The 26230-nt window shown below is 71.6% G+C and carries 16 protein-coding genes, 1 tRNA gene and 1 rRNA gene; 14 read left to right on the top strand and 4 right to left on the bottom strand.

All coding sequences use genetic code 11. The features are described 5' to 3' along the window. The 3 genes from rrf to IE252_RS24750 all read left to right on the top strand — a co-directional run. Positions 1 to 100, top strand: a 5S ribosomal RNA gene (gene rrf / locus IE252_RS24760); the annotation flags it as partial. 98 nt (positions 101 to 198) lie between these two features. Continuing rightward, positions 199 to 876: a DegT/DnrJ/EryC1/StrS family aminotransferase gene (locus tag IE252_RS24755; RefSeq protein ID WP_190091671.1), complete on the top strand. Its 678-nt coding sequence runs from the start codon at positions 199 to 201 to the stop codon at positions 874 to 876. 112 nt (positions 877 to 988) lie between these two features. Beyond that, positions 989 to 1061: transfer RNA gene (locus IE252_RS24750), tRNA-Thr, on the top strand. Positions 1062 to 1172: 111 nt separating this feature from the next. Here the strand turns inward: IE252_RS24750 and IE252_RS24745 are convergent. Beyond that, positions 1173 to 3872, bottom strand: a complete 2700-nt coding sequence (locus tag IE252_RS24745) for a SpoIIE family protein phosphatase (protein WP_190091670.1) — start codon at positions 3870 to 3872, stop codon at positions 1173 to 1175. Positions 3873 to 4173: 301 nt separating this feature from the next. On the opposite strand from IE252_RS24745, the gene IE252_RS44530 reads away from it, so the two are divergent. The 10 genes from IE252_RS44530 to IE252_RS24695 all read left to right on the top strand — a co-directional run bounded on the left by IE252_RS44530 (position 4174) and on the right by IE252_RS24695 (position 18944). Then, complete coding sequence (locus IE252_RS44530; protein WP_190091669.1) at positions 4174 to 9636, top strand: HAMP domain-containing protein; 5463 nt, start codon at positions 4174 to 4176, stop codon at positions 9634 to 9636. A gap of 244 nt (positions 9637 to 9880) precedes the next feature. Next, a complete protein-coding gene (locus IE252_RS24735) occupies positions 9881 to 10561 on the top strand; it encodes a response regulator (RefSeq protein ID WP_190091668.1) in 681 nt (226 codons plus the stop codon). A gap of 173 nt (positions 10562 to 10734) precedes the next feature. Continuing rightward, positions 10735 to 13566 (top strand): DNA translocase FtsK, encoded by a 2832-nt coding sequence (locus IE252_RS24730; RefSeq protein ID WP_190091667.1) that lies wholly within the window; start codon positions 10735 to 10737, stop codon positions 13564 to 13566. Positions 13567 to 13822: 256 nt separating this feature from the next. Then, positions 13823 to 14686 (top strand): helix-turn-helix domain-containing protein, encoded by an 864-nt coding sequence (locus IE252_RS24725; RefSeq protein WP_190091666.1) that lies wholly within the window; start codon positions 13823 to 13825, stop codon positions 14684 to 14686. A 94-nt stretch (positions 14687 to 14780) separates the two neighbouring features. Further along, entirely contained in the window at positions 14781 to 16256 is a 1476-nt protein-coding gene (gene rimO / locus IE252_RS24720) for a 30S ribosomal protein S12 methylthiotransferase RimO (protein ID WP_190091665.1), read from the top strand. Further along, a complete protein-coding gene (pgsA, locus tag IE252_RS24715) occupies positions 16253 to 16942 on the top strand; it encodes a CDP-diacylglycerol--glycerol-3-phosphate 3-phosphatidyltransferase (RefSeq protein WP_190091664.1) in 690 nt (229 codons plus the stop codon). Before rimO ends, pgsA begins: the two co-directional genes overlap by 4 nt. Continuing rightward, positions 16939 to 17448 carry a CinA family protein gene (locus IE252_RS24710; RefSeq protein ID WP_190091663.1) on the top strand — a complete coding sequence of 170 codons (510 nt, stop codon included), beginning with the start codon at positions 16939 to 16941 and terminating at the stop codon, positions 17446 to 17448. The genes pgsA and IE252_RS24710 overlap by 4 nt, the downstream gene beginning before the upstream one ends. A 109-nt stretch (positions 17449 to 17557) precedes the next feature. Then, positions 17558 to 17941: a helix-turn-helix domain-containing protein gene (locus IE252_RS24705; RefSeq protein ID WP_067165033.1), complete on the top strand. Its 384-nt coding sequence runs from the start codon at positions 17558 to 17560 to the stop codon at positions 17939 to 17941. A gap of 162 nt (positions 17942 to 18103) precedes the next feature. Next, on the top strand, positions 18104 to 18574 hold the full coding sequence (locus IE252_RS24700) for a Dps family protein (RefSeq protein WP_190091662.1): 471 nt from the start codon (positions 18104 to 18106) through the stop codon (positions 18572 to 18574). 154 nt (positions 18575 to 18728) lie between these two features. Continuing rightward, on the top strand, positions 18729 to 18944 hold the full coding sequence (locus tag IE252_RS24695; RefSeq protein ID WP_190091689.1) for a hypothetical protein: 216 nt from the start codon (positions 18729 to 18731) through the stop codon (positions 18942 to 18944). On the opposite strand, the gene IE252_RS24690 is transcribed toward IE252_RS24695, so the two are convergent. The 3 genes from IE252_RS24690 to IE252_RS24680 all read right to left on the bottom strand — a co-directional run bounded on the left by IE252_RS24690 (position 18892) and on the right by IE252_RS24680 (position 25310). Then, positions 18892 to 19656 carry an SDR family NAD(P)-dependent oxidoreductase gene (locus IE252_RS24690; RefSeq protein ID WP_190091661.1) on the bottom strand — a complete coding sequence of 255 codons (765 nt, stop codon included), beginning with the start codon at positions 19654 to 19656 and terminating at the stop codon, positions 18892 to 18894. The two genes, IE252_RS24695 and IE252_RS24690, sit on opposite strands and share 53 nt — an antisense overlap. A gap of 32 nt (positions 19657 to 19688) precedes the next feature. Continuing rightward, entirely contained in the window at positions 19689 to 20483 is a 795-nt protein-coding gene (locus IE252_RS24685) for an Fpg/Nei family DNA glycosylase (RefSeq protein WP_190091660.1), read from the bottom strand. 177 nt (positions 20484 to 20660) lie between these two features. Then, positions 20661 to 25310 (bottom strand): ATP-dependent helicase, encoded by a 4650-nt coding sequence (locus IE252_RS24680; protein ID WP_190091659.1) that lies wholly within the window; start codon positions 25308 to 25310, stop codon positions 20661 to 20663. A gap of 56 nt (positions 25311 to 25366) precedes the next feature. On the opposite strand from IE252_RS24680, the gene IE252_RS24675 reads away from it, so the two are divergent. Further along, positions 25367 to 26221, top strand: a complete 855-nt coding sequence (locus tag IE252_RS24675; RefSeq protein WP_229848769.1) for an AraC family transcriptional regulator — start codon at positions 25367 to 25369, stop codon at positions 26219 to 26221. Positions 26222 to 26230: the final 9 nt, after the last annotated feature.

The following is a 26230-nucleotide window of genomic DNA, read 5'->3' as shown; positions in this document are numbered from 1 at the left end:
TAGGGAAACGCCCGGTTACATTCCGAACCCGGAAGCTAAGCCTTTCAGCGCCGATGGTACTGCAGGGGGGACCCTGTGGGAGAGTAGGACACCGCCGAACAAATATTCAACGCGGGTTCCCGAGCTTCGGCTCGGGGACCCGCGTTTTTTTATGCCCGATCACCTGTTGTTCACGTCGTGCGAGCACCATGCCCAGCTATGGGGATCATCGGAAAGCTGGAGTCGGCCGGCTTCGCGGCCGGGGACGAAGTGATCGTGCCGGCGTACGACGACGGTGCGGTGGCCCGGGCCGTCGCCGCGGCCGGAGCCCTGCCGGTGTTCGCCGACATAGACCCGGACACGTACTGCCTGGGGGTCGGGAGCATCGAGGCCGTCGTGACCTCGCGGACCGTGGGGCTCGTCCTCGTCCACCGCTTCGGGCACCCGGCCGACGCCGGGCAGTTCAGGCAACTCGCCGACCGGCTCGGGCTGTTGCTGGTGGAGAAGGACGAGGACGACGGCGCGGGCGGCGACGTCGTGCAACGCCGGGAGCGGGCCGGGTACTTGGACCGGCGGCTCGTCGGCGTACGGACACCCGTACCGGCCGCCGGGCACGGGTACCAGCGCTATGTCGTACGGGTGCCCGGGAACGGGCGGCCCGACCGGGACGCGTTCGCGCGGCTGCTGCGGCGGCGCGGGGTCGAGTGCGAGGTGCCCGTGGTCACGCCCGTACACCGGACTCGGGAGTTCAGGCGGGTCGGGTGTGTGCTGCCGCAGACCGAGCGGGCCGTGGACGAGACGCTCGCGCTGCCCCGCCTCGACGGGCTTTCCGACGCGGGCGTACGGAAGTTGGTCTCGGTCTGCAACGCGCTCGGGGGGCTGCTTCAGCCCGCGTGACGGGGGCACTGGGAAGGGCGCCGGAGGAACGGGCGAGCGTGGTTCGGACCACCGTCTGATTCAGGGTATGCTTTATCTCGTTGGTGAAGGGGAAACCCCGAAACAACAACCGGCCCCTATAGCTCAGTCGGTAGAGCGTCTCCATGGTAAGGAGAAGGTCTGCGGTTCGATTCCGCATGGGGGCTCAGAAGCAAGATGAAAGGCCCCGCCCAATTGGGCGGGGCCTTTCGCGTTTCTACGGCCACCGGGCTTCCGGTGGTCTTCGGCCCCGTCGGGGCCCCGGACGCCCGGCCCGCTTACCGCCGGGGCTGTTCCGGGATGCGCATCGACAGGATCGCCATGTCGTCGGACGCGGGCTCGGCGGCGAAGCGTTCCACCGCGCGCAGGACGCGGGCCGCAACGGCGCCGGCGGTCAGGCCCGTACACGTGGCGAGGACGTCGGTCAGACCGTCGTCTCCCAGCATCCGGGTACCCTCGCGGCGCTCGGTGATGCCATCGGTCACACAGAGCAGGACGTCGCCCGGGTCCAGGGTGATCGCCTGCTCGTACAGCTCAAGGTCCTCCATGACGCCGAGCAGCGGCTGGGGTTCGGCGGCGGGTTCGACCGTGCCGTCCTGGCGCAGGCGCAGCGGGAGCGGATGGCCCGCGCACACGACCTTCAGCACCGCGCTGCCGTCCTCCTGCGGCCACAACTCGCCGTACAGGAGCGTCAGGAAGCGGCTGCGGGCGCCCTCGTCGAGGATCGCGGCGTTGAGCCGCTCCAGGACCGCGGGGCCGCCGAAGCCCTCGCGGGCCAGGAGGCGCAGGGCGTGGCGGGCCAGGCCGGTGACGGCCGCCGCCTCGGGGCCGGTGCCGCAGACGTCGCCGATGGCGAAGCCGTACGCGCCGTCGCGGATCGGGAAGAGGTCGTAGAAGTCGCCGCCGACCTCGTTGCCCTCGCCGGCCGCGCGGTAGATGACCTCGACCTCGACGCCGGGGATCTGCGGCAGGCCCGGCGGCAGGAGGCTGCGCTGGAGGGAGCGACTGATGGCCATGCGCTCCGAGTAGAGGCGGGCGTTGTCGAGGGCGAGCGCGGCCCGGCGCGAGAGGTCTTCGGCCAGCTCCAGGATCTCCTGGCGGAAGTGGTCGTCGGAGGGCTTGCCGAGGGTCAGCATGCCGATGACGCGGTTGCGGGCGACCAGGGGCAGGACGACCGTTTCGCCGCCGACCGCGGCGGCCGTGGACAAGGTGGTGCCGAGGCCGCTGCCCAGGTACGGGCTGGTGCCGCGGCCGAGGTCGCGCATGGAGGTGCGCAGCGCGGCCTGGTGGGCCGCCTCGCCGGGGGCGGTCCAGACGCGGGCGCCCGGGGTGGGGACCGGCTCCGGCGGGTCGATCTTGGAGAGGAGCGCCTTGAGGCCGTCGATGCGCTCCTCGTCCTCGTGGAGGACGTAGGACAGGTACGGATCCGAGGCCTGGTCCGCGATCGTGTAGACGGCGCACCAGGTGGCGAGGGTGGGGACGGTCATCTGTGCCATCAGGGCCAACGTCTGGTCCCGGTCCAGGGTTCCCGCGAGCAGGTCCGAGGCTTCCACGAGGAAGCTCAGCGATCCTCGGCGCAGCCGTTCGAGCTCGCCCAGGCGGGCCGACTCGACGGCGAGCGCGATGCGGTCGGCGGCGAACTGGAGGCGCAACGCTTCTTCGTTGGAGTAGCGCCCGGCCGATTCGGCGGCGACGCCGAGGGAGCCGGTGAGACGGCCCTCGACCTTGAGCGGGACGGTGACGACCGAGCGCATGCCGGAGCCGCCGAGGATCGGGACGGCGCCGGGGAGGGCCGCGACGTCCTCGTGGACGGCGGGCATCCTGGCCGAGCCGTAGCGGCCGGTGCCCGCTTCGACGGGCACGCGCGCGAAGCGCTGGCGGGCGGAGGGGAGGCCGGTGGTGGCCCGGACCTCCAGTTCGGTCTCGTCGTCGGTGGCCAGCAGCAGGAACGCGGCGTCGCCGTCGAGCATGTCGCGGGCGCGCTCCACGGTCCGCTGGAGCAGTCCGTCCAGGTCGTCGGGGGCGGGGGAGCCGATGAAGACCTCGAAGGGGTCGACGTTGCGGCTCTCGCCCATGGACGCCGGGTCGGCGGGGGCCCGCACGGGGGTCTGCAGGACGGCCCGCTCGTCGTCGCGGACCAGCAGGCAGACGGTGGACGGCTCGCCATTGGTGTCGCGTACCCGAAGATGTGACGCGTACACGGGCAGGACGCGGCCGTCGGCGCCGCGGATGCCGTAGCTGCCCTCCCAGCGCGAGAGTTGCAGGGCCTCGACGATTCCGGTGGAGGTGCCGGGGGTGTGCGGCCAGGCCGCGAAGTCGGTGAGCGGCTTGCCGGTGACCTTCTCGGCCGGGTAGCCGAACAGCTCCTCGGCGTCCTCGTTCCAGGCGCGGACGGCGCCGGTGCGGTCGATCTGGATGACCGCGACGCGGACCCGGCCGTCGGTGACGGGCAGCAGCTCCACGGGCAGGGCCGGTCCGGCCGAGCGGGTGCCCACCCGGCGGGCGGGGAGGTCGAGTTGGAACCAGACGTGCTTGCGGGTCGGGGTGTACTCGACGCCCCAGCGGGAGGCGATGGCGGCGCACAGCAGCAGGCCGCGGCCGTTCTCGCGGTCGGGGCTCGCGACCTCGGCGGGGGAGGCGTGGAGCGGAACCTCCCGTTCGGGGTAGTGGTCGGCGACCTCGACGCGGACACCGTCCTCGGAGCGCAGGCACAGTACGTCCGCGGCGGTGCCCGCGTGGACGACCGCGTTGGTGACGAGCTCACTGGTGAGGACGACGGCGTCGTCGACGACGTCCGCGTACCCCCAGCCCTGGAGGGTGTCGCGGACGAAGGCGCGGGCGGTCGCCACGGACCGCCCGACGGGTTCGAAGCTGGCTTCCGCCCGCGCGGTGATCACAGAACTCCTCGTACGCGTCTCGACGCCCGGTTTCCCCTGCCGGGGACCGGGAAGGTGCCCCCCGGGAATCAACACTCCCATGTGTGGCCCGCCCCCTCCGGTGTCCCGTGGTCGTCCTTGTGGCGCCCGCTGCACCCCGGGCTCAAGAGGAGCAGGGGGCGCTCCCGCCTTCGGACGGACCGGGGCGGTTGGACAGCCGGAAGCCAGGTTACTTACCTTCACTGTCCTAGCGGATGCCGGTCACCAGTGTTTCCGTCCTCCGAGGGCGGGGACGGTATGCGAAGCTGCCGAACTGTTATGGCCGGGTTCGGCCATGGTGAAACACTGGGAAGGCTTCGAAGAAAGCCCGACGAGGGCGGTCGACCCCTGCGGGAGGGACACGGTGGAGTCTGGCGTGGCGGCGCGTGGCAAGAGCACGCGCGCGAAGGGCGGACGGTCCCGCGGCAAGGGGACGACGGAGGTGGACACCGCTGCGCTGCAGCGGCTGCTCGCCGCACTGGCCTCGATGCGGGACGGCAACTTCCGCAAGCGGCTGACCGTCTCCGGGGACGGGGTGATGGCCGAGATCGCCGCCGTGTTCAACGAGGTCGCCGACCGCAATCTCCATCTGACCGGTGAGATCGCCCGGGTACGGCGGATGGTGGGGCGCGAGGGGAAGCTGACCGAGCGGCTGGAGAACGGGGCCTGTGAGGGCTCCTGGGCGGCCGCCATCGACGCCTCCAACGCCCTGGTGGACGATCTGGCCAGGCCGGTCTCCGAGGTCAGCAGGGTGCTGTCGGCGGTCGCCGAGGGCGATCTGGAACAGCGCATGGACCTGCGCTCGCACGGGGTGGACAACGCCGAGCGGCCGCTGCGCGGCGAGTTCCTCAAGGTGGGGCGGACCGTCAACAACCTGGTCGACCAGCTGTCGGCGTTCACCGACGAGGTGACGAGGGTCGCACTGGAGGTCGGTACCGAGGGCAAGCTCGGCGGCCAGGCACAGGTGCGTGGAATGTCCGGTTCGTGGAAGGACCTCACGGATTCGGTGAACACCATGGCGTACCGGCTGACCGCCCAGGTACGTGACATCGCTCTCGTGACGACGGCGGTCGCCAAGGGCGATCTGTCGCGCAAGGTGACCGTGCACGTCGCCGGCGAGATGCTCCAGCTGAAGAACACCGTCAACACGATGGTCGACCAGCTCTCCTCGTTCTCCTCCGAGGTGACGAGGGTCGCGCGCGAGGTGGGCACCGAGGGCGAGCTGGGCGGTCAGGCGCAGGTGCCCGGTGTGGCGGGTGTGTGGAAGGACCTGACGGATTCCGTCAATCTGATGGCGGGCAACCTCACCGCCCAGGTGCGCGGGATCGCCCAGGTGACGACGGCGGTCGCCAACGGCGACCTGTCGCAGAAGGTGACCGTCAACGCGCGCGGAGAGGTCGCCCAGCTCGCCGAGACCATCAACCAGATGACCGAGACGCTGCGGACGTTCGCCGACGAGGTGACCCGGGTCGCCAACGAGGTCGGCGCCGAGGGCCTGCTGGGCGGGCAGGCGCAGGTGCCGGGAGCGGCGGGCACGTGGAAGGACCTGACCGACTCGGTCAACACGGTCTTCCGCAATCTGACCACGCAGGTACGCGACATCGCGCAGGTGACCACGGCGGTCGCCAACGGCGACATGACCCAGAAGGTCACGGTCGACGTCGCGGGCGAGATGCTGGAGCTGAAGAACACCGTCAACACGATGGTGGACCAGCTCCAGTCGTTCGGTTCCGAGGTGACCCGGGTGGCCCGGGAGGTCGGTGTCGAGGGGCGCCTGGGCGGGCAGGCCGAGGTGCCGGGCGCGGCCGGCACCTGGAAGGACCTGACGGACTCCGTCAACAACGCGTTCCGCAACCTCACCGGTCAGGTGCGCAACATCGCTCAGGTGACGACGGCGGTCGCCAACGGCGACCTGTCGCAGAAGGTCACGGTGGACGTCTCCGGCGAGATGCTGGAGCTGAAGAACACCGTCAACACGATGGTCGATCAGCTGGCGTCGTTCTCCGCCCAGTTGACGCGGATGGCGCAGGACGTGGGCACGGAGGGCCGGCTCGGCGGCCAGGCGCGGGTGGACGGCGTCCTGGGCACCTGGAAGGAACTCACGGACTCCGTCAACTTCATGGCGGGCAACCTCACCTCGCAGGTGCGCCAGATCGCCCAGGTGACCACGGCGGTGGCGCGCGGCGACCTGTCGCAGAAGATCGACGTGGACGCGCGCGGCGAGATCCTGGAGCTGAAGAACACCATCAACAACATGGTCGACCAGCTGTCCGGCTTCGCCGAGCAGGTCACCAGGGTCGCGCGCGAGGTGGGCACCGACGGCCGCCTCGGCGGTCAGGCGCAGGTGCCGGGCGTGGCCGGGGTGTGGCGCGATCTGACCGACTCGGTGAACGGCATGGCCGGCAACCTCACCGCCCAGGTCCGCAACATCGCCCAGGTCGCCACGGCGGTGGCGCGCGGCGACCTGTCGCAGAAGATCGACGTGGACGCGCGCGGCGAGATCCAGGAGCTCAAGAACGTCCTGAACACGATGGTCGACCAGCTCTCGAACTTCGCGGAGCAGGTGACCCGGGTGGCCCGCGAGGTGGGCACCGAGGGCATCCTGGGCGGCCAGGCCGAGGTGCAGGGCGTCTCGGGCACCTGGAAGGACCTCACCCAGTCCGTCAACTTCATGGCCAACAACCTGACGTTCCAGGTGCGCAACATCGCCGAGGTGACGACGGCGGTCGCCAAGGGCGACCTCTCGAAGAAGATCACCGTCGACGCCAAGGGCGAGATCCTGGAGCTGGTGACGACCGTCAACACGATGGTCGACCAGCTCTCCAACTTCGCCGACGAGGTGACCCGGGTCGCGCGCGAGGTGGGCACCGAGGGCATCCTCGGCGGCCAGGCCCGGGTGCGCGGGGTCACCGGCATCTGGAAGGACCTCAGCGACAACGTCAACCTGATGGCCGCGAACCTCACCTACCAGGTGCGCAACATCGCCCGGGTCTCCACGGCCGTCGCCAACGGCGACCTCACCAAGAAGGTGACCGTCGAGGCGCGCGGCGAGGTCGCGGACCTCGCCGACACCGTCAACACCATGGTGACGACCCTGTCGTCCTTCGCCGACCAGGTCACCCGGGTCGCGCGCGAGGTGGGCACCGACGGCATCCTCGGCGGCCAGGCCCGCGTCCCCGGCGTCTCCGGTACGTGGAAGGACCTCACCGAGTCGGTGAACTCCATGGCCGACAACCTCACCGGCCAGGTGCGCCAGATCGCCACCGTCACCACCGCCATCGCCAAGGGCGACCTCACCAAGAAGATCGACATCGATGCGCGCGGCGAGATCCAGGAGCTGAAGAACACCATCAACACGATGGTCGACCAGCTCTCCTCGTTCGCCGTGGAGGTCACCCGGGTCGCCCGCGAGGTGGGCACCGAGGGCCAGCTCGGCGGCCACGCGCGCGTACGCGACGTCGACGGCACCTGGCGCGACCTCACCGAGTCCGTGAACGAGATGGCCGGGAACCTGACCCGGCAGGTGCGCGCCATCGCGGCCGTCGCCACCGCGGTGACCCGCGGCGACCTCAACCTGAAGATCGACGTGGACGCGGCGGGCGAGATCCAGGCCCTCCAGGACAACATCAACACGATGATCGCCAACCTGCGCGACACCACGGTCGCCAACAAGGAGCAGGACTGGCTCAAGGGCAACCTCGCCCGCATCTCCGGCCTGATGCAGGGCCGCCGCGACCTGGACGACGTCGCCTCCCTGATCATGACCGAGCTGACACCGGTGGTCTCGGCCCAGCACGGCGCGTTCTTCCTCGCGCTGCCGACCGGCGGCTCCACCGAGGTCGGCGGGGACGAGGACAGCCCGTACGAGCTGAAGATGCGCGGGAGTTACGGGTACTCGGCGGGCTCGATGCCCACCTCGTTCCGGCCCGGCGAGACGCTGATCGGCACGGCGGCGGAGGAGAAGCGCACGATCCTGGTGGAGAACGTGCCGCCGGGCTATCTGAAGATCTCCTCCGGTCTCGGGGAGGCGCCGCCCGCGCACGTGATCGTGCTGCCGGTGCTCTTCGAGGGCAAGGTCCTCGGGGTGATCGAGCTGGCGTCGTTCCAGCCGTTCACCCACATCCAGAAGGACTTCCTCAACCAGATCGCGGAGATGATCGCGACCAGCGTCAACACGATCAGCGTCAACTCCAAGACCGAGGTGCTGCTCAAGCAGTCGCAGGAGCTCACCGAGCAGCTGCGCGAGCGGTCGGCGGAGCTGGAGAACCGGCAGAAGGCCCTGCAGGAGTCCAACGCGGAGCTGGAGGAGAAGGCCGAGCTGCTCGCCCAGCAGAACCGTGACATCGAGGTGAAGAACACCGAGATCGAGGAGGCCCGCCAGGTCCTGGAGGAGCGCGCCGAACAGCTCGCGGTCTCCATGCGCTACAAGTCCGAGTTCCTGGCGAACATGTCGCACGAGCTGCGCACGCCCCTCAACTCGCTGCTGATCCTCGCCAAGTTGCTCGCCGACAACGCGGAGGGCAACCTCTCGCCGAAGCAGGTCGAGTTCGCCGAAACGATCCATGGTGCGGGTTCGGACCTGCTCCAGCTCATCAACGACATCCTCGACCTGTCCAAGGTCGAGGCGGGCAAGATGGACGTCAGCCCGACCCGGATCGCCCTGGTGCAGCTCGTCGACTACGTGGAGGCGACGTTCCGCCCGCTCACCGCGGAGAAGGGGCTCGACTTCTCCGTACGGGTCTCGCCGGAGCTTCCGGCGACGCTGCACACCGATGAGCAGCGGCTGCTCCAGGTGCTGCGCAACCTGCTGTCGAACGCGGTGAAGTTCACCGACAGCGGCGCCGTCGAACTGGTCATCAGGCCCGCCCACGCCGACGTCCCGCACGCGATCCGCGAACAGCTCCTGGAGGCGGGCTCGCTGCGCGACGCGGACGCCGATCTGATCGCGTTCTCGGTCACCGACACCGGCATCGGCATCGCGGCCAGCAAGATGCGGGTCATCTTCGAGGCGTTCAAGCAGGCCGACGGCACGACCAGCCGCAAGTACGGCGGCACGGGCCTGGGCCTGTCCATCAGCCGCGAGATCGCCCGGCTGCTCGGCGGCGAGATCCACGCGGCGAGCGAGCCCGGCCGCGGCTCCACCTTCACGCTGTATCTGCCGCTGCACCCCAGCGAGTTGCCGCCGCAGGGCTACCCGCAGCTGCCGCCCGGCGGCGACGCGGCCGCCGAGGGGGCCCCGGCCGACGGCGCCCGGCAGGACCTCGTCCCGCACGAGACGGCGGCGCTCGCGCCGGGCGAGAGCCAGCCGGGAGCGGCCGGGCTGTTCCGGCGCCGCCGCAAGGCGCTCTCCGCGGAGCCCGCGCCGACGCTGCCCGGGCAGCCGGGGGAGGCGCAGCAGGAGTCCTGGGCCGCCCAGGAGCCGGAGCGCGCGCCCTCGCGCACCTTCCACTTCGGGGGCGAGAAGGTCCTGATCGTCGACGACGACGTACGGAACGTCTTCGCGCTCACCAGCGTCCTGGAGCAGCACGGCCTGTCGGTGCTGTACGCGGAGAACGGCCGCGAGGGGATCGAGGTCCTGGAACAGCACGAGGACACGGCCGTCGTGCTGATGGACATCATGATGCCGGAGATGGACGGGTACGCCACGACGTCGGCGATCCGCCGGATGCCGCAGTTCGCGGGGCTGCCCATCATCGCGCTCACCGCCAAGGCGATGAAGGGCGACCGGGAGAAGGCCATCGAGTCCGGCGCGTCCGACTACGTCACCAAGCCGGTCGATCCCGACCATCTGCTCTCGGTGATGGAGCAGTGGATGCGCGGGAAGTGATCGACGGGCGTGCGGTTCACCGCGAGTTGCTGACTGACTGTGGCCGAAGGCGTGTGAGACGGCGGTATTCGGGGAACCTTCTGGTCTCCCACTACGTTTCTGCTACGTGCACAGTGACATCGCGGTGACAGGGTGTGGCGACAGGCGGGGTGCGGCTACCATGACCGGCACAAGGACGGGCGGCGCAAGGGAGTCGTCCCCTGGGGCGGCGCCCGGTGCACTGCCGGGGCGAGGAGGACGGGCCATGGTGCAGAAGGCCAAGATCCTCCTGGTCGATGACCGGCCGGAGAATCTGCTGGCGCTGGAGGCCATCCTCTCTGCGCTCGATCAGACACTGGTGCGGGCATCGTCAGGGGAGGAAGCGCTCAAAGCACTGCTGACGGACGATTTCGCAGTCATCCTGCTGGACGTCCAGATGCCGGGCATGGACGGTTTCGAGACCGCCGCGCACATCAAGCGGCGGGAGCGGACCCGGGACATCCCGATCATCTTCCTCACGGCCATCAACCACGGCCCGCACCACACCTTCCGGGGGTACGCGGCGGGGGCCGTCGACTACATCTCGAAGCCCTTCGACCCCTGGGTGCTGCGCGCCAAGGTGTCGGTGTTCGTCGAGCTCTACATGAAGAACTGTCAGCTGCGCGAGCAGGCGGCGCTGCTGCGGCTCCAGCTGGAGGGCGGCGGTCAGACGGCCGGCGACCCCAAGGAGCCGGCGGGCCTGCTCGCCGAACTCTCCGCGCGGCTCGCGGCGGTCGAGGAACAGGCCGAGGCGCTCTCCAAACAGCTCGACGACGAGTCGGCGGACGCGGCCGCGGTGGCCACCGCCGCCCATCTGGAGCGCAAACTCACCGGTCTGCGGCGGGCTCTTGACGCCCTGGAGCCGGGCGCGGGCAGCGGCACGGCGCCTCTGCCCTCGCAGAACTGAGCGGCACTCACCGGCCACTGGGCGGCGCGGAACCGAGCGGCCCGGAGGGGCCTGGCGCTGATGACGCGTCAGCCCTCTTTGTGCGTACGTGAGTATCGTCTTTCGGTACGACACGAACGGGTGAAGCACCGGCCGTCGTGTCGACCGCCGCCCGCCCCGGTAACCTCAGCACCATGGCCTCACGTACGTCCGGCAAGGGTTCCCAGGGCACGGCGGGCACCGCGAAGCGCACCGGCCGTACCGCGGCTCCCGCCAAGAAGGCGGCCGCGCCCGCCAAGAAGGCGCCCGCGAAGAAGGCTGCCGCGCCCGCGAAGAAAGCTCCCGCCAAAAAGGCCCCCGCCAAAAAGGCCCCCGCCAAGAAGGCGGCGGCCGCCAAGCCCGCGCCCAAGCCGGCGCCTTCGCCCACCGGGGGCGTGTACCGGCTCGCGCGCGCCGTCTGGCTCGGCGCGGCCCACGGCGTCGGGGCGATGTTCCGCGGCATAGGGCGCGGTGCCAAGGGCCTGGACCCGGCCCACCGCAAGGACGGGCTCGCCCTGCTGCTGCTCGGTGTCGCACTGATCGTCGCCGCGGGCACCTGGTCGAATCTGCGCGGCCCGGTCGGCGACCTCGTCGAGATGCTGGTGACCGGCGCGTTCGGTCGGCTCGACCTGCTGGTGCCTTTGCTGCTCGGCGCGATCGCCATCCGCCTCATCCTCTACCCGGAGAAGCCCGAGGCCAACGGCCGGATCGTGATCGGCCTCTCCGCCCTGGTGCTCGGCGTGCTCGGCCAGGTCCACATCGCCTGCGGCTCGCCGGGCCGCGACGACGGCACCAGCGCGATGCAGGACGCGGGCGGCCTGATCGGCTGGGGCGCCTCCAAGCCGCTCGAATTCCTGATGGGCGACGTCCTGGCGGTGCCGATGCTGGTGCTGCTGACCGTCTTCGGGCTGCTCGTGGTCACCGCGACGCCCGTCAACGCCATCCCGCAGCGGCTGCGGGCTCTGGGCGCGCGCCTGGGCATCGTCGAGCCGCTGCCGGGGGAGCCGGGCGAGGACGAGTTCTACGACGACGACTGGCGCGATGAGGAGCCCGTGCCGCGCGCCCGGCGCACGCCGGGGCGCCGCGTCGTCCCGGTCGACGAGTACGCCCCGGACGAGGCCGAGCAGGCGGAGCTCTCGCAGCGCCGCAAGCCCCGGCGCGCTTCGGTGCAACCGGCGTTCGACCTGCCGATGGACCCGGTCGACGTGGCCGCCGCCGCGGCCGCCGCACTCGACGGCGCCGTACTGAACGGCCTGCCGCCGTCCCCGATCGTCGCCGACCTCACGCAGGGCGTCTCCGTCGAGCGCGAGCGCGGGAGCGGGAACACCACCCCGGTCCCCACGGCCCGCGGCGAGGCGGCGGCCAAGGCCGAGGCGCAGCCCGCCAAGGCCGACCTCGCCAAGCCGGCGCCCAAGGCGACCCCGGGCGCCCCCGCCGTCGTACCGGACCTCACCAAGGCGGCGCCGGAGCACTCCGAGATGCCCACGCGCGCCGAGCAGCTCCAGCTCGCGGGTGACATCACCTACGCGCTGCCCTCGCTCGACCTGCTGGAGCGGGGCGGCCCGGGCAAGACGCGCAGCGCCGCCAACGACGCCATAGTGGCCTCGCTGCAGAACGTCTTCACGGAGTTCAAGGTCGACGCGGCCGTCACCGGCTTCACCCGGGGCCCGACGGTCACCCGGTACGAGGTGGAGCTGGGCCCGGCCGTCAAGGTCGAGCGGATCACCGCGCTGACCAAGAACATCGCGTACGCGGTGGCCAGCCCGGACGTGCGGATCATCTCGCCGATCCCCGGCAAGTCGGCGGTCGGCATCGAGATCCCCAACACCGACCGCGAGATGGTCAACCTCGGCGACGTGCTGCGCCTGGCGGACGCGGCCGAGGACGACCATCCGATGCTCGTCGCGCTCGGCAAGGACGTCGAGGGCGGCTATGTGATGGCCAACCTGGCGAAGATGCCGCACGTCCTGGTGGCCGGTGCGACCGGCTCCGGCAAGTCGTCCTGCATCAACTGCCTGATCACCTCGGTCATGGTGCGGGCGACGCCGGAGGACGTACGGATGGTGCTCGTCGACCCCAAGCGGGTCGAACTCACCGCGTACGAGGGCATTCCGCATCTGATCACGCCGATCATCACCAACCCCAAGCGAGCCGCCGAGGCGCTCCAGTGGGTCGTGCGCGAGATGGACCTGCGCTACGACGACCTGGCGGCGTTCGGTTTCCGCCATATCGACGACTTCAACGAGGCGATCCGCAACGGCAAGGTCAAGCTGCCCGAGGGCAGCGAGCGGGAGCTCACCCCGTACCCGTATCTGCTGGTGATCGTCGACGAGCTCGCGGACCTGATGATGGTCGCGCCGCGTGACGTCGAGGACGCCATCGTGCGCATCACCCAGCTCGCCCGCGCCGCCGGCATCCATCTGGTGCTCGCCACCCAGCGGCCGTCCGTCGACGTCGTGACCGGTCTGATCAAGGCGAACGTGCCGTCCAGGCTCGCCTTCGCGACCTCCTCGCTCGCCGACAGCCGCGTCATCCTCGACCAGCCCGGCGCCGAGAAGCTCATCGGAAAGGGTGACGGACTGTTCCTGCCGATGGGCGCGAACAAGCCGACCCGCCTCCAGGGCGCGTTCGTCACCGAGGACGAGATCGGCGCGATCGTCCAGCACTGCAAGGACCAGATGGCGCCGGTCTTCCGCGAGGACGTCACCGTCGGCCAGAAGCAGAAGAAGGAGATCGACGAGGAGATCGGCGACGACCTCGACCTGCTCTGCCAGGCCGCCGAGCTGGTCGTCTCCACCCAGTTCGGCTCGACGTCCATGCTTCAGCGCAAGCTGCGGGTCGGCTTCGCCAAGGCGGGCCGGCTGATGGACCTGATGGAGTCGCGCGGGATCGTGGGCCCCAGCGAGGGCTCCAAGGCGCGTGACGTCCTGGTCAAGCCGGACGAACTCGACGGTGTGCTGGCGGTGATCCGCGGGGAGGCTCCCTGAAGGCCCGGGGCGGGCCCCAGGGGGTCGCTCCCGCGGCTGAATGGAGCACAGGGGCAGGGGCGTGGGGCAACCGTTTTCCCCGGCTGTACGTCCAGTTGAGGGAAGACCAGGAACATGTCCCCCTCCTGACCCGTTAGGAGGAAGGGAGGAGGCCATTCCGATGGCGTACAAACTCCACCCTCCCGGTTGCCCCACCCTTTCGTACCCCCCCTAGACTGAACACCCAGCAGGTGGCTCACGCTCGAAAGGCGCCCCCGTGTCCATCGGCAACTCCCCCGAAGACGACCGGCCTTCCCTCGGCGACGACGACCGGCCCTCCTTTGCTGACGACGACCGGCCGACGATCGGCCACGCCCTCAAGCAGGCCCGTATCGCGGCAGGACTGACCGTCGACGAGGTCAGTTCGATCACGCGGGTGCGCATCCCGATCGTGCACGGCCTGGAGGAGGACGACTTCTCCAAGTGCGGCGGCGATGTGTACGCGCGCGGGCACATCCGCACGGTCGCGCGTGCCGTGCGCCTCGATCCCGAACCGCTGGTGGCGCAGTACGACGCGGACCACGGCGGCCGCCCCGCGCCCACACCCGCCGCGCCCATGTTCGAGGCCGAGCGGATCAGGCCCGAGCGGCGCCGCCCGAACTGGACCGCGGCCATGGTCGCCGCGATCGTGGTGGTCGTCGGCTTCGTCGGCTTCACCATGTTCAGCGGCAGCGGCGACTCCAAGGGCAAGAGCGCCCAGGTCGCCGAGGGCCCGACCCAGACGCAGCAGCAGAGTCCCAGCCCCAAGCCTGCCCCGAGCCTGCCCGCCGCGCCCAAGCCGCCCGCCCCCTCCGACAGCGCCATCGCCGCGGCCCCGCAGGACAAGGTCACCGTCAAGCTCAGCGCCATCTCCGACAAGAGCTGGATCTCCGCCAAGGCGCACAACGGCCAGGTGCTCTACGACGGCCTCCTGGAGAAGGGCGAGTCCAAGACCTTCGTCGACGGCGAGAAGATCGATCTGATCCTCGGCAACGCCGGGGCGATCGAGCTCTACGTCAACGGCAAGAAGGTCGAGGACCAGTTCGGTGACGGCCAGGTCGAGCGGCTGACCTACACCAAGGGCGACCCGGTCGTCGGCTGACCGGCACCGCCCCGTCCCGGCCGCGCGAGGCCCCCGGTTCCTTGATCAACCCTCGGGGCGGGGACGCGGGCCGGGACAAAGTAGTCTTGAGTCCATGCCCGAACGCCGTACCGTCGCCCTTGTCACTCTCGGCTGCGCCCGTAACGAGGTGGACTCGGAGGAGCTTGCAGGCCGCTTGGCAGCGGACGGCTGGGAGCTCGTCGAGGACGCCACGGACGCCGATGTCGCCGTCGTCAACACCTGTGGGTTCGTCGAAGCCGCCAAGAAGGACTCCGTCGACGCCCTCCTCGAAGCCAACGATCTCAAGGACCACGGCCGCACCCAGGCCGTGGTCGCCGTCGGCTGCATGGCCGAGCGGTACGGCAAGGAGCTCGCCGACGCGCTCCCCGAGGCCGACGGCGTGCTCGGCTTCGACGACTACGCCGACATCTCCAACCGCCTCCAGACCATCCTCAACGGTGGCAGCGTGGAGGCGCACACCCCGCGCGACCGGCGCAAGCTGCTGCCGCTGAGCCCCGTCGAGCGCCAGGGCGCCGACGTGGCGCTGCCCGGCCACGCCCAGGAGGCGCCGGAGAGCGCCCCCGAGGACCTGCCCGAGGGCGTCGCGCCCGCCTCCGGCCCGCGCGCCCCGCTCCGCCGCCGTCTGGACACCAGCCCGGTCGCCTCGGTGAAGCTGGCCTCCGGCTGCGACCGCCGCTGCTCGTTCTGCGCCATCCCGTCCTTCCGCGGCTCCTTCATCTCGCGCCGCCCCTCGGACGTCCTGGGCGAGACGCGCTGGCTGGCCGAGCAGGGCGTCAAGGAGGTCATGCTGGTCTCCGAGAACAACACCTCGTACGGCAAGGACCTCGGCGACATCCGCCTCCTGGAGACGCTGCTGCCGGAGCTCGCGGCCGTCGACGGCATCGAGCGCGTACGCGTCAGCTACCTCCAGCCCGCCGAGATGCGGCCGGGCCTGATCGACGTGCTGACCTCGACCGACAAGGTCGTCCCGTACTTCGACCTGTCCTTCCAGCACTCCGCCCCCGGCGTGCTGCGGGCCATGCGGCGCTTCGGCGACACCGAGCGGTTCCTTGAGCTCCTGGAGACGATCCGCGCCAAGGCCCCGCTGGCCGGTGTGCGCTCCAACTTCATCGTCGGCTTCCCCGGTGAGACCGAGGCCGACTTCCAGGAGCTGGAACGCTTCCTCACCAGCGCCCGGCTCGACGCCATCGGCGTCTTCGGCTACTCCGACGAGGAGGGCACCGAGGCCGTCACGTACGAGAACAAGCTGGACGCCGAGGTGATCGCGGAGCGCCTGGAGCACCTGTCGCGGCTCGCCGAGGAGCTGACCGCCCAGCGCGCCGAGGAGCGCGTCGGCGACACCGTCCGGGTGCTGGTCGAGTCGGTCGACGACGAGGACGGCGTGCTGGGCCGCGCCGAGCACCAGGCGCCCGAGACCGATGGCCAAGTGCGGTTCACGGAGGGCGCCGGACTGACCCCGGGCCGTATCGTCGAGGCGAAGGTCGTCGCCGCCGAGGGCGTCGACCTGGTGGTGACCAGTCTCGACGTCCTTGAGGAGGCGGCCAGATGACCGGAGTCCCGGCATCCGCGGCGGGCGGTACCGGCCGGACGCCGGCGCCCGGCGGCAAGCTGGGCGCGGCGGCCGTCAACCAGGCCAGCCTCTGGAACATCGCCAACATCCTCACCATGGTCCGGCTCGTCCTCGTGCCGGGCTTCGTGGCGCTGATGCTGCAGGACGGCGGGTACGACCCGGCCTGGCGGGCCTGGGCGTGGGCGGCGTTCGCCGTCGCCATGATCACGGACATCTTCGACGGACATCTGGCCCGGACGTACAACCTGGTCACGGACTTCGGGAAGATCGCGGACCCGATCGCCGACAAGGCGATCATGGGCGCCGCGCTGGTCTGCCTCTCCTCGCTCGGCGATCTGCCGTGGTGGGTGACCGGGGTGATCCTCTTCCGGGAACTCGGGATCACGCTCATGCGTTTCTGGGTCATCAGGCACGGGGTGATTCCCGCCAGCAGGGGCGGGAAGCTGAAGACCCTGGCGCAGGGCACGGCAACGGGGATGTACGTGCTGGCGCTCACGGGTCCGCTGGCGACCCTGCGCTTCTGGGTGATGGCGGTCGCCGTGGTGCTGACGGTCGTCACCGGACTCGACTATGTGCGACAGGCGGTCGTACTGAGGCGCCAGGGGCTCGCCGCGCAGCGCGCCGAGCGCGCCGCCGAGGCCGCCGTGGAGGGACCGGGCCGGTGAGCGGGGCGGCCCGGATCGTCCGTCTGCTCACGGAGCGTGAGCAGACGCTTGCGGTGGCGGAGTCGCTGACCGGCGGTCTGGTGGCCGCCGAGGTGACGTCCGTGGCGGGCGCCTCACGCGTCTTCCGCGGCTCCGTGACGGCGTACGCGACGGAGCTGAAGCGGGACGTGCTGGGCGTGGAAGCGACCCTTCTGGCCGAGCGCGGAGCGGTCGATCCCGAGGTAGCGCGGCAGATGGCGGCGGGTGTACGGAAGGTTCTGGGCGCCGACTGGGGCATCGCCACCACCGGCGTCGCGGGGCCCGCGGCCCAGGACGGCCAACCCGTCGGGACGGTCTATGTCGCCGTCGAGGGACCGGACGGGAACGGGAAAACCGCCGCTTTGAGGTTGAACGGCGACAGGGCGGAAATCCGTAGAGAGAGTGTACGGAGCGTGCTCGAACTGCTCTCCGGTGAACTCGGCGAAGATGCGCGGGCACAGGATACGGAACAGAACGGGGGGAATTGATGTTTGCAGCCCTGAGTGAACACGACATCGCTCCCCGCACGGCCGCAGCGCGAGGCGGTACGGTGGGGCGTGAAGGATGCGGCTACGCGGTCCGAGGAGGGAGCCACCGATGATTCTGCTCCGTCGCCTGCTGGGTGACGTGCTGCGTCGGCAGCGCCAGCGCCAGGGCCGTACTCTGCGCGAAGTCTCCTCGTCCGCCCGAGTCTCACTCGGCTATCTCTCCGAGGTGGAGCGGGGGCAGAAGGAGGCTTCCTCCGAGCTGCTCTCCGCGATCTGCGACGCGCTTGACGTACGGATGTCCGAGCTCATGCGGGAAGTGAGCGACGAGCTGGCACTTGCCGAGCTCGCTGCCTCGGCGGCGGCGAGCGACCCGGTGCCTGCACCGGTGCGTCCGATGCTCAATTCGATCTCCGTGACGTCGGTGACCGGTGTCCCGACCGAGCGAGTGACGATCAAGGCGCCCGCGGAAGCGGTGGACGTCGTCGCGGCCTGACCCTGTCGGGCTCTGTCTGTGAGTGGCCCTGGCCGGTCTGTTGACCGACCGGGGCTTCTCTTTTCCCCGTAATGCCCCATTTATGGCTTCTGTGTAAAGGTGGGGGAGTGCGAGCGGGGAGATTCCGCGCGCACGAAGGCGTACACGGAACGGAGTGCATGCATGTCTGTCGTGAAGAGCTCGCTGTCCGAGGCCGACCTGAAGGTGGTGGGCGACGCGCTGCAGGGCGCGCTCGTCGACCTCGTGGACCTGTCGCTGGTCGCCAAGCAGGTGCACTGGAACGTCGTCGGGCCGCGCTTCAGGTCCGTCCACCTCCAGCTCGACGAGGTGGTCGACACGGCCAGGCTGCACTCCGACACGGTGGCCGAGCGGGCCGCGGCGCTCGGCGTCACCCCGGACGGCCGGGCGGCGACCGTGGCGTCGACGAGCGCGATCGGCAAGGTGCCCACCGGCTGGATCAAGGACGGTGACGCGGTACGGATCCTGGTCGACGCACTGGGCGCGGTGATCGCCGGGATGCGCGAGCGGATCGAGGCGACCGGCGACCCGGACCCGATCAGCCAGGACGTGCTCATCGGGCTGACGGGGGACCTGGAGAAGCACGCGTGGATGTTCCAGGCGGAGACGGCCTGAGGGTCTGGGGCCTGGGGTCTGAGGGCTTCCCGGTGTGAGGCGGGGGTGCGAGGTGGGGCGTGTGGGGTTGTGTGCGCGCCCGGACTGCATCCGGTGCGCCCTCCCGGTGAACGAGAGGGCGGTCTAGCGTCGGCCCGAGGAGGCGGCCATGGCAGTGGCGGTGCGTTGGGTGCCGGCGCTCGTGGTGGGGGCGCTGTGGTGGTGGGCGGTGCTGCGCCTGCTGACGGCACCCGACGAGGCCGGAGTCATCGAGGGCGCGGTGGCCGCGGGCGGCTGGGGTCTGAGTCTGCTGCCGGTGCACGTCGCGAGCCCCGCGGTCACCACGGCATCGCGACGCCGCCGTTCGGACGCAGGATCTGGCCCGTCGTGAACGACGACGCGTCCGAGGCGAGGTAGAGCACGGTGTGAGCGATGTCCTCGGGCTCGCCGACCCGTCCGAGCGGGGAGAGCCGGACCATCGTCGACTCGATCTGCCGCTGGTGCTCGGCCGAGTGCCGCTCGGTCATCGGCGTGCGGACCCACCCGGGGGCGACGGCGTTGACGCGGATGGAGTGCGGGCCGAGCTCGGTCGCGAGGGTCTTGGTGAGCTGGACGACGGCCGCCTTCGAGACGCTGTAGCAGAACAGGCCCGGCCCGGCGGAGTCGACGGCTCCGGACGCCATGGTGATGATGCTGCCCGCCGTGCCGTTCTCGATCATCACGTGGGCCGCCTCCTGGCAGGAGTGCAGCACGCCCTTGAAGTTGACCGCGAGCACGCGGTCGAGGTCGGCGTCGTCGGTGTCGAGCACCGCGCTGGAGTGCATGATCCCGGCGACGGCGGCCAGGACGTCGACCCGGCCCGCGCCGCGCACGGCCGCGCGCAGCGCCGTGCGATCGGTCACATCCAGCACATGGGTGTACGCGGTGCCCCCGGCCTTGGCGATCAGCTCGCGGGTGCCCTGGAGACCCTGCTCGTCGAGGTCCGCACAGTGCACGACCGCGCCCGCCTCCGCGAGCAGCGCGGCACTGGCCCGCCCGATACCGCCGGCGGCGCCGGTCACGAAGGCGGTGCGATCGGTGAGGTCGTACGCCGAGAGGGGCATGCGGGGACGGTACGGCGAGATCTGACGGATCGTCAACTACCGTGACCTTGAGAGTGGTTGCCCGCTGCCGGGTTGGGCTGGCACCGGGGGCACCAGTAGGTGGGGCGCTCGCTGCCGGCGGGGTCGCGCAGGGTGGTGGCGCGCAGCGCCGTACCGCAGCGGGGGCAGGGCTGCCCGCCGCGCCCGTACACGTACACCTTCCGGGACGTGCGCTCCCGGTTCGCCTCCAGGATCTTCTTGGCGGCGACGACGACCCGCGCGGGGTCGGTGAGCTCGCCCACCGGCAGCCACGGCACGGCCCGGACGGCGAAGCAGATCTCCGACTTGTAGATGTTGCCGACGCCCGCCAGATTGCGCTGGTCGAGCAGCGCCTCGCCGAGCGGCCGGGCCGGGTCCCGGAGCAGGTTGCGCAGGGCAAGGTCGGGATCCCAGTCCGGGCCGAGCAGATCGGGGCCGAGGTGGCCGACGACGCGGTGCTCGTCGCGGGTGCGGAGCAGTTCGAGCACGGCCAGCCGGTACCCGACGGCCGTCCGGTCCGCCGTGCCCAGGATCGCCCGGATCTGGTCGCTCCGGCCGCCCCGCCAGCGCTCGCCGGGCGCGAAGATCCGCCAGGACCCTTCCATCCGTAGATGCGAGTGGAGGGTGAGACCGCCCTCGATCCGGGTGAGCAGATGCTTTCCGCGCGGGGTGACGTCCAGCACGGTCCGCCCGGTCAGATCGGCGGTCGCGAGCCGGGGCACGCGCAGATCGGACCGGATCAGCTCACGTCCACCGAGCGCGTCATCGAGCCGCCGGGCGGCTTGCCAAACGGTGTCACCTTCGGGCATGGGGTCATTGTGCAGGGGTGGGGGCGTGGGTGCGTGTGGGAGAAATTCAGCCCTTCGGCGTTTGAGGAGCGGGGTGCAGGGGCGCAGCCCCGCTGGGGGTCCGGGGGCGAAGCCCCCGGGAAACCCACCCACCCCGGCCGCCCGCAGGGCTTTCGGGAAGGGGCGGGGTGGGGAAAATCAAGGCCGCAGCCGCAACCCCCTCGGCGTCGGAACGAACCCCGCCCCCTCCAGCGCCCGAGCCAACGGCGCCGTGAGCGCGGCCTCCCCATTGACCCGCTCCACGGTCACCGTGCCAAGCCGCCCCGCCCGCGCCGCCCCCGCCAGCGCCTCCACCGCCGCCAGCAGCGCCGGATCCTCGGGCTCGGCGGGCCAGACCAGCAGGGACTTGCCGCCGCGCTCCATGTAGAGCGCGAGCTCACCGTCGACCAGGACGACCATCGACCCGGCCTTGCGGCCCGGCTTGTGCCCGGCCCCGGCCGGCGGCTCGGGCCAGGCGAGCGCCGCCCCGTACGCGTTGGCGGGATCGGCGGCCGCCAGCACCACACCACGGGGCGCGGGCCGCGCCTCCGCACGGTCGCGCGCGGTGGCCGCCGCCCGCAGCCGGTCCACCGCCCCGTCCATCGCGAACTGCGCCGCGCCCAGCCCCTCGACGACATAGCCGCGCCGCGCCTGGCCGCTGTCCTCGAACGCCGCCAGGATCCGGTACGTAGCCGAGAAGCCGCCCTCCACCCCCTCGGCCGCGACCGCGCCCCGGGTGACCACCCCGTGGCGGTCGAGGAGCGTCCGGGCCAGGGCGTGCGCCCGGTGCGTGGGGTCCGGCTCGCGGGCGGGCAGCAGCGACCAGCGCCCCGACACCGTCGGCGGCCCGGTGCGCGACGCGGGCCGCGCCGCCGCCGTCAGCGTCCCGTAACGCCCGCGTGGAACGGTCCGCTTGGCGCGGTGCGCCGTGGACCCAGCGGTGCGGCCCGACCCCAGCAGCGCCCGCAGCGGCGCGAGCGTGTCGTTGGTGAGCCGCCCCGACCACGCCAGGTCCCATACGGCGTCGGCCAGTTGGGGGTCGGTCACCTCCGGGTGCGTGGTGGCGCGGACCTGGTCGGCGATCTGGCGGAAGAACAGCCCGTATCCGGGGGCGAGCGCCGTCAGCACCGACTCGTGCAGCGCGGTGAGCTCCAGCGGGTGCGGCGGTGGCAGCAGCAGGGGCGCCGCGTCCGCGAGGAACAGCGAGACCCAGCCGTCCTTGCCCGGCAGCGCGCCCGCCCCCGCCCACAGCACCTCGCCGGTGGTGGTGAGATCGTCGAGCATCCCCGGCCCGTAGTCGGAGACCCGGGACGGCAGGACCAGCTTCTCCAGGGCGGACGCGGGCACGGCGGCGCCCTGCAACTGCTCGACGGCCCGGGCCAGCCCGTCGATGCCGCGCAGGCTGTTGCTCCCCAGATGCTGCCACTGTGGCAGGAAGGTGGCGAGCGCCGCGGGCGCCACCGGCTCCAGCTCGTGGCGCAGCGCGGCCAGGGAGCGGCGGCGCAGCCTGCGCAGCACCGTCGCGTCGCACCACTCCTGCCCGAGCCCCGCCGGATGGAACTCGCCCAGCACCACCCGCCCGCTCGCCGCGAGCCGCTGGAGCGCGCCGTCGGTGACGGCCGTGCCGAGGCCGAACCGGGCCGCCGCCGTGGCAGAGGTGAACGGCCCGTGCGTGCGCGCGTACCGCGACAGGAGGTCGCCGAGCGGGTCCTTGACCGGCTCCGTGAACGCCTCGGGCACGCCCACCGGCAGCGCCGTGCCCAGCGCGTCGCGCAGCCGCCCCGCGTCCTCGATCGCCGCCCAGTGCTCGGCGCCGCCGACCCGCACCCGGATGGCGCGGCGGGCGGCCGCCAGCTCCTGGGCCCACCCGGGGTCGGCGCCGCGCGCGACCAGCTCGTCGCCGGTCAGCGGCCCCAGCACCCGCAGCAGATCGGCGACGCCCTCCACGTCCTTGATCCGGCGGTCCTCGGTGAGCCACTGGAGCTCCTGCTCCAGCTCGGTCAGGACGTCCGCGTCCAGGAGCTCGCGCAGTTCGGCCTGGCCCAGCAGCTCGGCCAGGAGGCGGGAGTCGAGCGAGAGGGCCGCGGCCCGCCGCTCGGCCAGCGGCGAGTCGCCCTCGTAGAGGAACTGGGCGACATAGCCGAACAGCAGCGAGCGGGCGAAGGGCGACGGCTCGGGCGTGGTCACCTCGACCAGCCGGACCCGGCGCGCCTCCAGGTCACCCATCAGCTCGGTCAGCCCCGGTACGTCGAAGACGTCCTGGAGGCACTCGCGGACGGCCTCCAGGACGATCGGGAACGAGCCGAACTCGCTCGCCACCTGGAGCAGTTGGGCCGCACGCTGGCGCTGCTGCCACAGCGGGGTGCGCTTGCCGGGGTTGCGCCGGGGCAGCAGCAACGCGCGCGCGGCGCACTCCCGGAAGCGGGCGGCGAACAGCGCCGAGCCGCCCACCTGGTCGGTGACGATCTGCTCGATCTCGCCCTTGTCGAAGACCGCGTCCGCCGCGCCGACCGGGGCCTGCTCGCTGTCGTACGTCGAGTCCAGGTGCGCCGGGTCCTGGTCGAGGAGGTCGAGGCCCATCAGGTCGGCGTCCGGCAGCCGCAGCACGATGCCGTCGTCGGCGTGCATGACCTGGGCGTCCATCCCGTACCGCTCGGCCAGGCGGGCGCCGAGCGCCAGCGCCCACGGCGCGTGCACCTGGGCCCCGAAGGGGGAGTGGATGACGACCCGCCAGTCGCCCAGCTCGTCGCGGAACCGCTCGACGAGGATGGTGCGGTCGTCGGGTACATGGCCGCACGCGCGGCGCTGCTCGTCGAGGTAGGCCACGACGTTGTCGGCCGCCCAGGCGTCCAGGCCCGCGCTCAGCAGCCGCAGCCGCGCGTCCTCCGGGCTGAGCGAGCCGACCTCGCGCAGGAACGCCCCGAGGGCGCGGCCCAGTTCGAGCGGGCGGCCCAGCTGGTCGCCCTTCCAGAAGGGCAGCCGTCCCGGGACGCCGGGGGCGGGGGAGACCAGCACGCGGTCGCGGGTGATGTCCTCGATGCGCCAGGACGTGGTGCCCAGCGTGAACACATCGCCGACGCGCGACTCGTAGACCATCTCCTCGTCGAGCTCGCCGACCCGCCCGCCGCCCTTCTTGGGGTCGGAGCCCGCCAGGAAGACGCCGAACAGGCCGCGGTCCGGGATGGTGCCGCCGGACGTCACCGCGAGGCGCTGGGCGCCGGGGCGGCCCGTCACCGTACCGGCCACGCGGTCCCACACCACGCGCGGACGCAGCTCCGCGAAGGCGTCCGACGGATAGCGGCCCGCCAGCATGTCCAGGACGGCCGTGAACGCCGACTCCGGCAGCGCCGCGAACGGCGCCGCCCGGCGCATCAGCGCCAGCAGGTCGTCCGCCTGCCAGCTGTCCAGCGCCGTCATGGCGACCAGCTGCTGCGCCAGCACGTCCAGCGGATTGGACGGGATCCGCAGCGACTCGATGGCTCCCGAGCGCATCCGCTCGGTGACCACCGCCGACTGGACCAGATCGCCCCGGTACTTCGGGAAGACCACACCCGTGGAGACCGCGCCCACCTGGTGACCGGCGCGACCCACCCGCTGCAGGCCCGAGGCGACCGAGGGCGGCGACTCGACCTGCACCACCAGGTCCACCGCGCCCATGTCGATGCCCAGTTCAAGACTGGAGGTGGCGACGACGGCGGGCAGGCGGCCCGCCTTCAAGTCCTCCTCGACCAGGGCGCGCTGCTCCTTGGAGACCGAGCCGTGATGGGCGCGCGCGAGGACGGGCGGCGCGCCCTTGGCCGCCCCCGACTGGGCCATGACCTCGGCCGGGGAGTGGGCCTCCGCCAGGGGCACGGCGCTCTCGCCCGCCTCCAGCGCGGCCGCCGCGGCACGCTCGTACGCGATCTCGTTGAGCCGGTTGCACAGCCGCTCGGCGAGCCGACGGGAGTTGGCGAAGACGATCGTCGAGCGGTGCGCCTGGACCAGGTCGACGATGCGCTCCTCGACGTGCGGCCAGATCGACGGCTTCTCCGCGCCCTCGGACGCGTCGGCCGCCGGCGAGCCCCCTAGCTCTCCCAGATCCTCCACCGGAACGACCACCGACAGGTCGAACTCCTTGGTGGAGCGCGGCTGGACGATCTCCACCTTGCGCTGCGGCGACAGGAAGCGCGCCACTTCGTCCACCGGACGCACCGTCGCCGACAGGCCGATCCGGCGGGCGGGCCTGGCCAGCAGCTCGTCCAACCGCTCCAGGGACAGGGCGAGATGGGCACCGCGCTTGGTGCCCGCCACCGCGTGCACCTCGTCCAGGATGACCGTCTCGACACCCGCCAGCGCCTCGCGCGCGGACGACGTGAGCATCAGGAACAGCGACTCGGGCGTGGTGATCAGAATGTCCGGCGGCCGGGTCGACATGGCACGCCGCTCGGCGGGTGGGGTGTCGCCGGACCGGATCCCGACCCGCACCTCCGGCTCCGGCAGCCCCAGACGCACCGACTCCTGGCGGATGCCGGTGAGCGGGGAGCGCAGATTGCGCTCGACGTCGACCGCCAGCGCCTTCAGCGGCGACACGTACAGCACCCGGCAGCGCTTCTTCGCCTCGGCGGGCGGCGGGGCGGCGGCCAGCCCGTCCAGAGCGGCCAGGAACGCGGCGAGGGTCTTGCCGGAGCCGGTCGGCGCGACCACCAGGACGTCCGAACCCTCGGAGATCGCCCGCCAGGCGCCCTCCTGCGCGGCGGTGGGCGCGGTGAAGGCCCCCGTGAACCAGCCCCTGGTCGCGGGAGAGAAGGAGTCCAGCGCTGTCCTTGCCATGGTCCCCATCGTGCACCCACCCACTGACAATGGCCCGGAGCTGCGAGAATGCGGATATGAACGCGGCCGAGGAGTGGGCACGGCACTGGCGGTACCCGGGGCTGCCGGGCCTCGAACTGCTCCACGCCCGCTACGTCAGCCACTCCTTCTCCCGGCACAGCCACGAGGGCTTCGTCTTCGGCGCGGTACGCGGCGGGATCGAGGACGTGGTCCTGCAGGGCGAGACGCTACGGGCGCGGCCCGGCACCGTCGTCATGATCAACCCCGAGGTGCCGCACGCCGCCCACGCCGGAGTCCCCGAGGGCTGGACGTACGCCACGCTCTACCCCTCCTCGCAGCTGATCGCCGACATCGCCACCGAGGTCACCACCCTGCGCGGCACCGCAGGGTTCGCCGAGACCATCGTCGAGGACCCGGACACCTCCCTGCTGATCCAGGAGGTGCACCGGGCCGCCGAGCAGGGCAACGCGCTCGCCGCCGACACCGTGTTCCGCGTCGCCGTCGCCCGGCTGCTGCGCCGCCACGGACAGTCCCTGCCCGCGCGCACCACCGGCTCGGCGGGCGCCCGCACGGCGGCCGCCGCACGTGCCCTCCTGGAGGAGCGGCTGGTGGACCCGCCGTCCCTGGAACGGCTCGCCCACGACCTCGGGACCAGCCCGTTCGCACTGTTGCGGGCCTTCAAGGGCGCGTACGGGCTGCCCCCGCACACCTGGCTCACCGGCGAGCGCGTCCGCCGGGCCCGACTGCTCCTGGAGGCCGGGACCGCGCCCGCGGAGGCCGCCGTGGCCGTCGGCTTCACCGACCAGCCGCACCTCAACCGCCACTTCACCCGCATTGTGGGAGTGACACCCGGCGTGTACCGCAGGGAGCGCGCAAGAACGTACAAGAACGCGGGAGCCCCGCCCACGTAACGTCCCGGA

The organism is Streptomyces melanogenes, from assembly GCF_014649795.1.
In the GTDB taxonomy this organism is placed as follows: domain Bacteria; phylum Actinomycetota; class Actinomycetes; order Streptomycetales; family Streptomycetaceae; genus Streptomyces; species Streptomyces noboritoensis.
The sequence above is the reverse complement of the archived record's forward strand: the minus strand, read 5'-3'. Positions and strand labels throughout refer to the sequence as shown.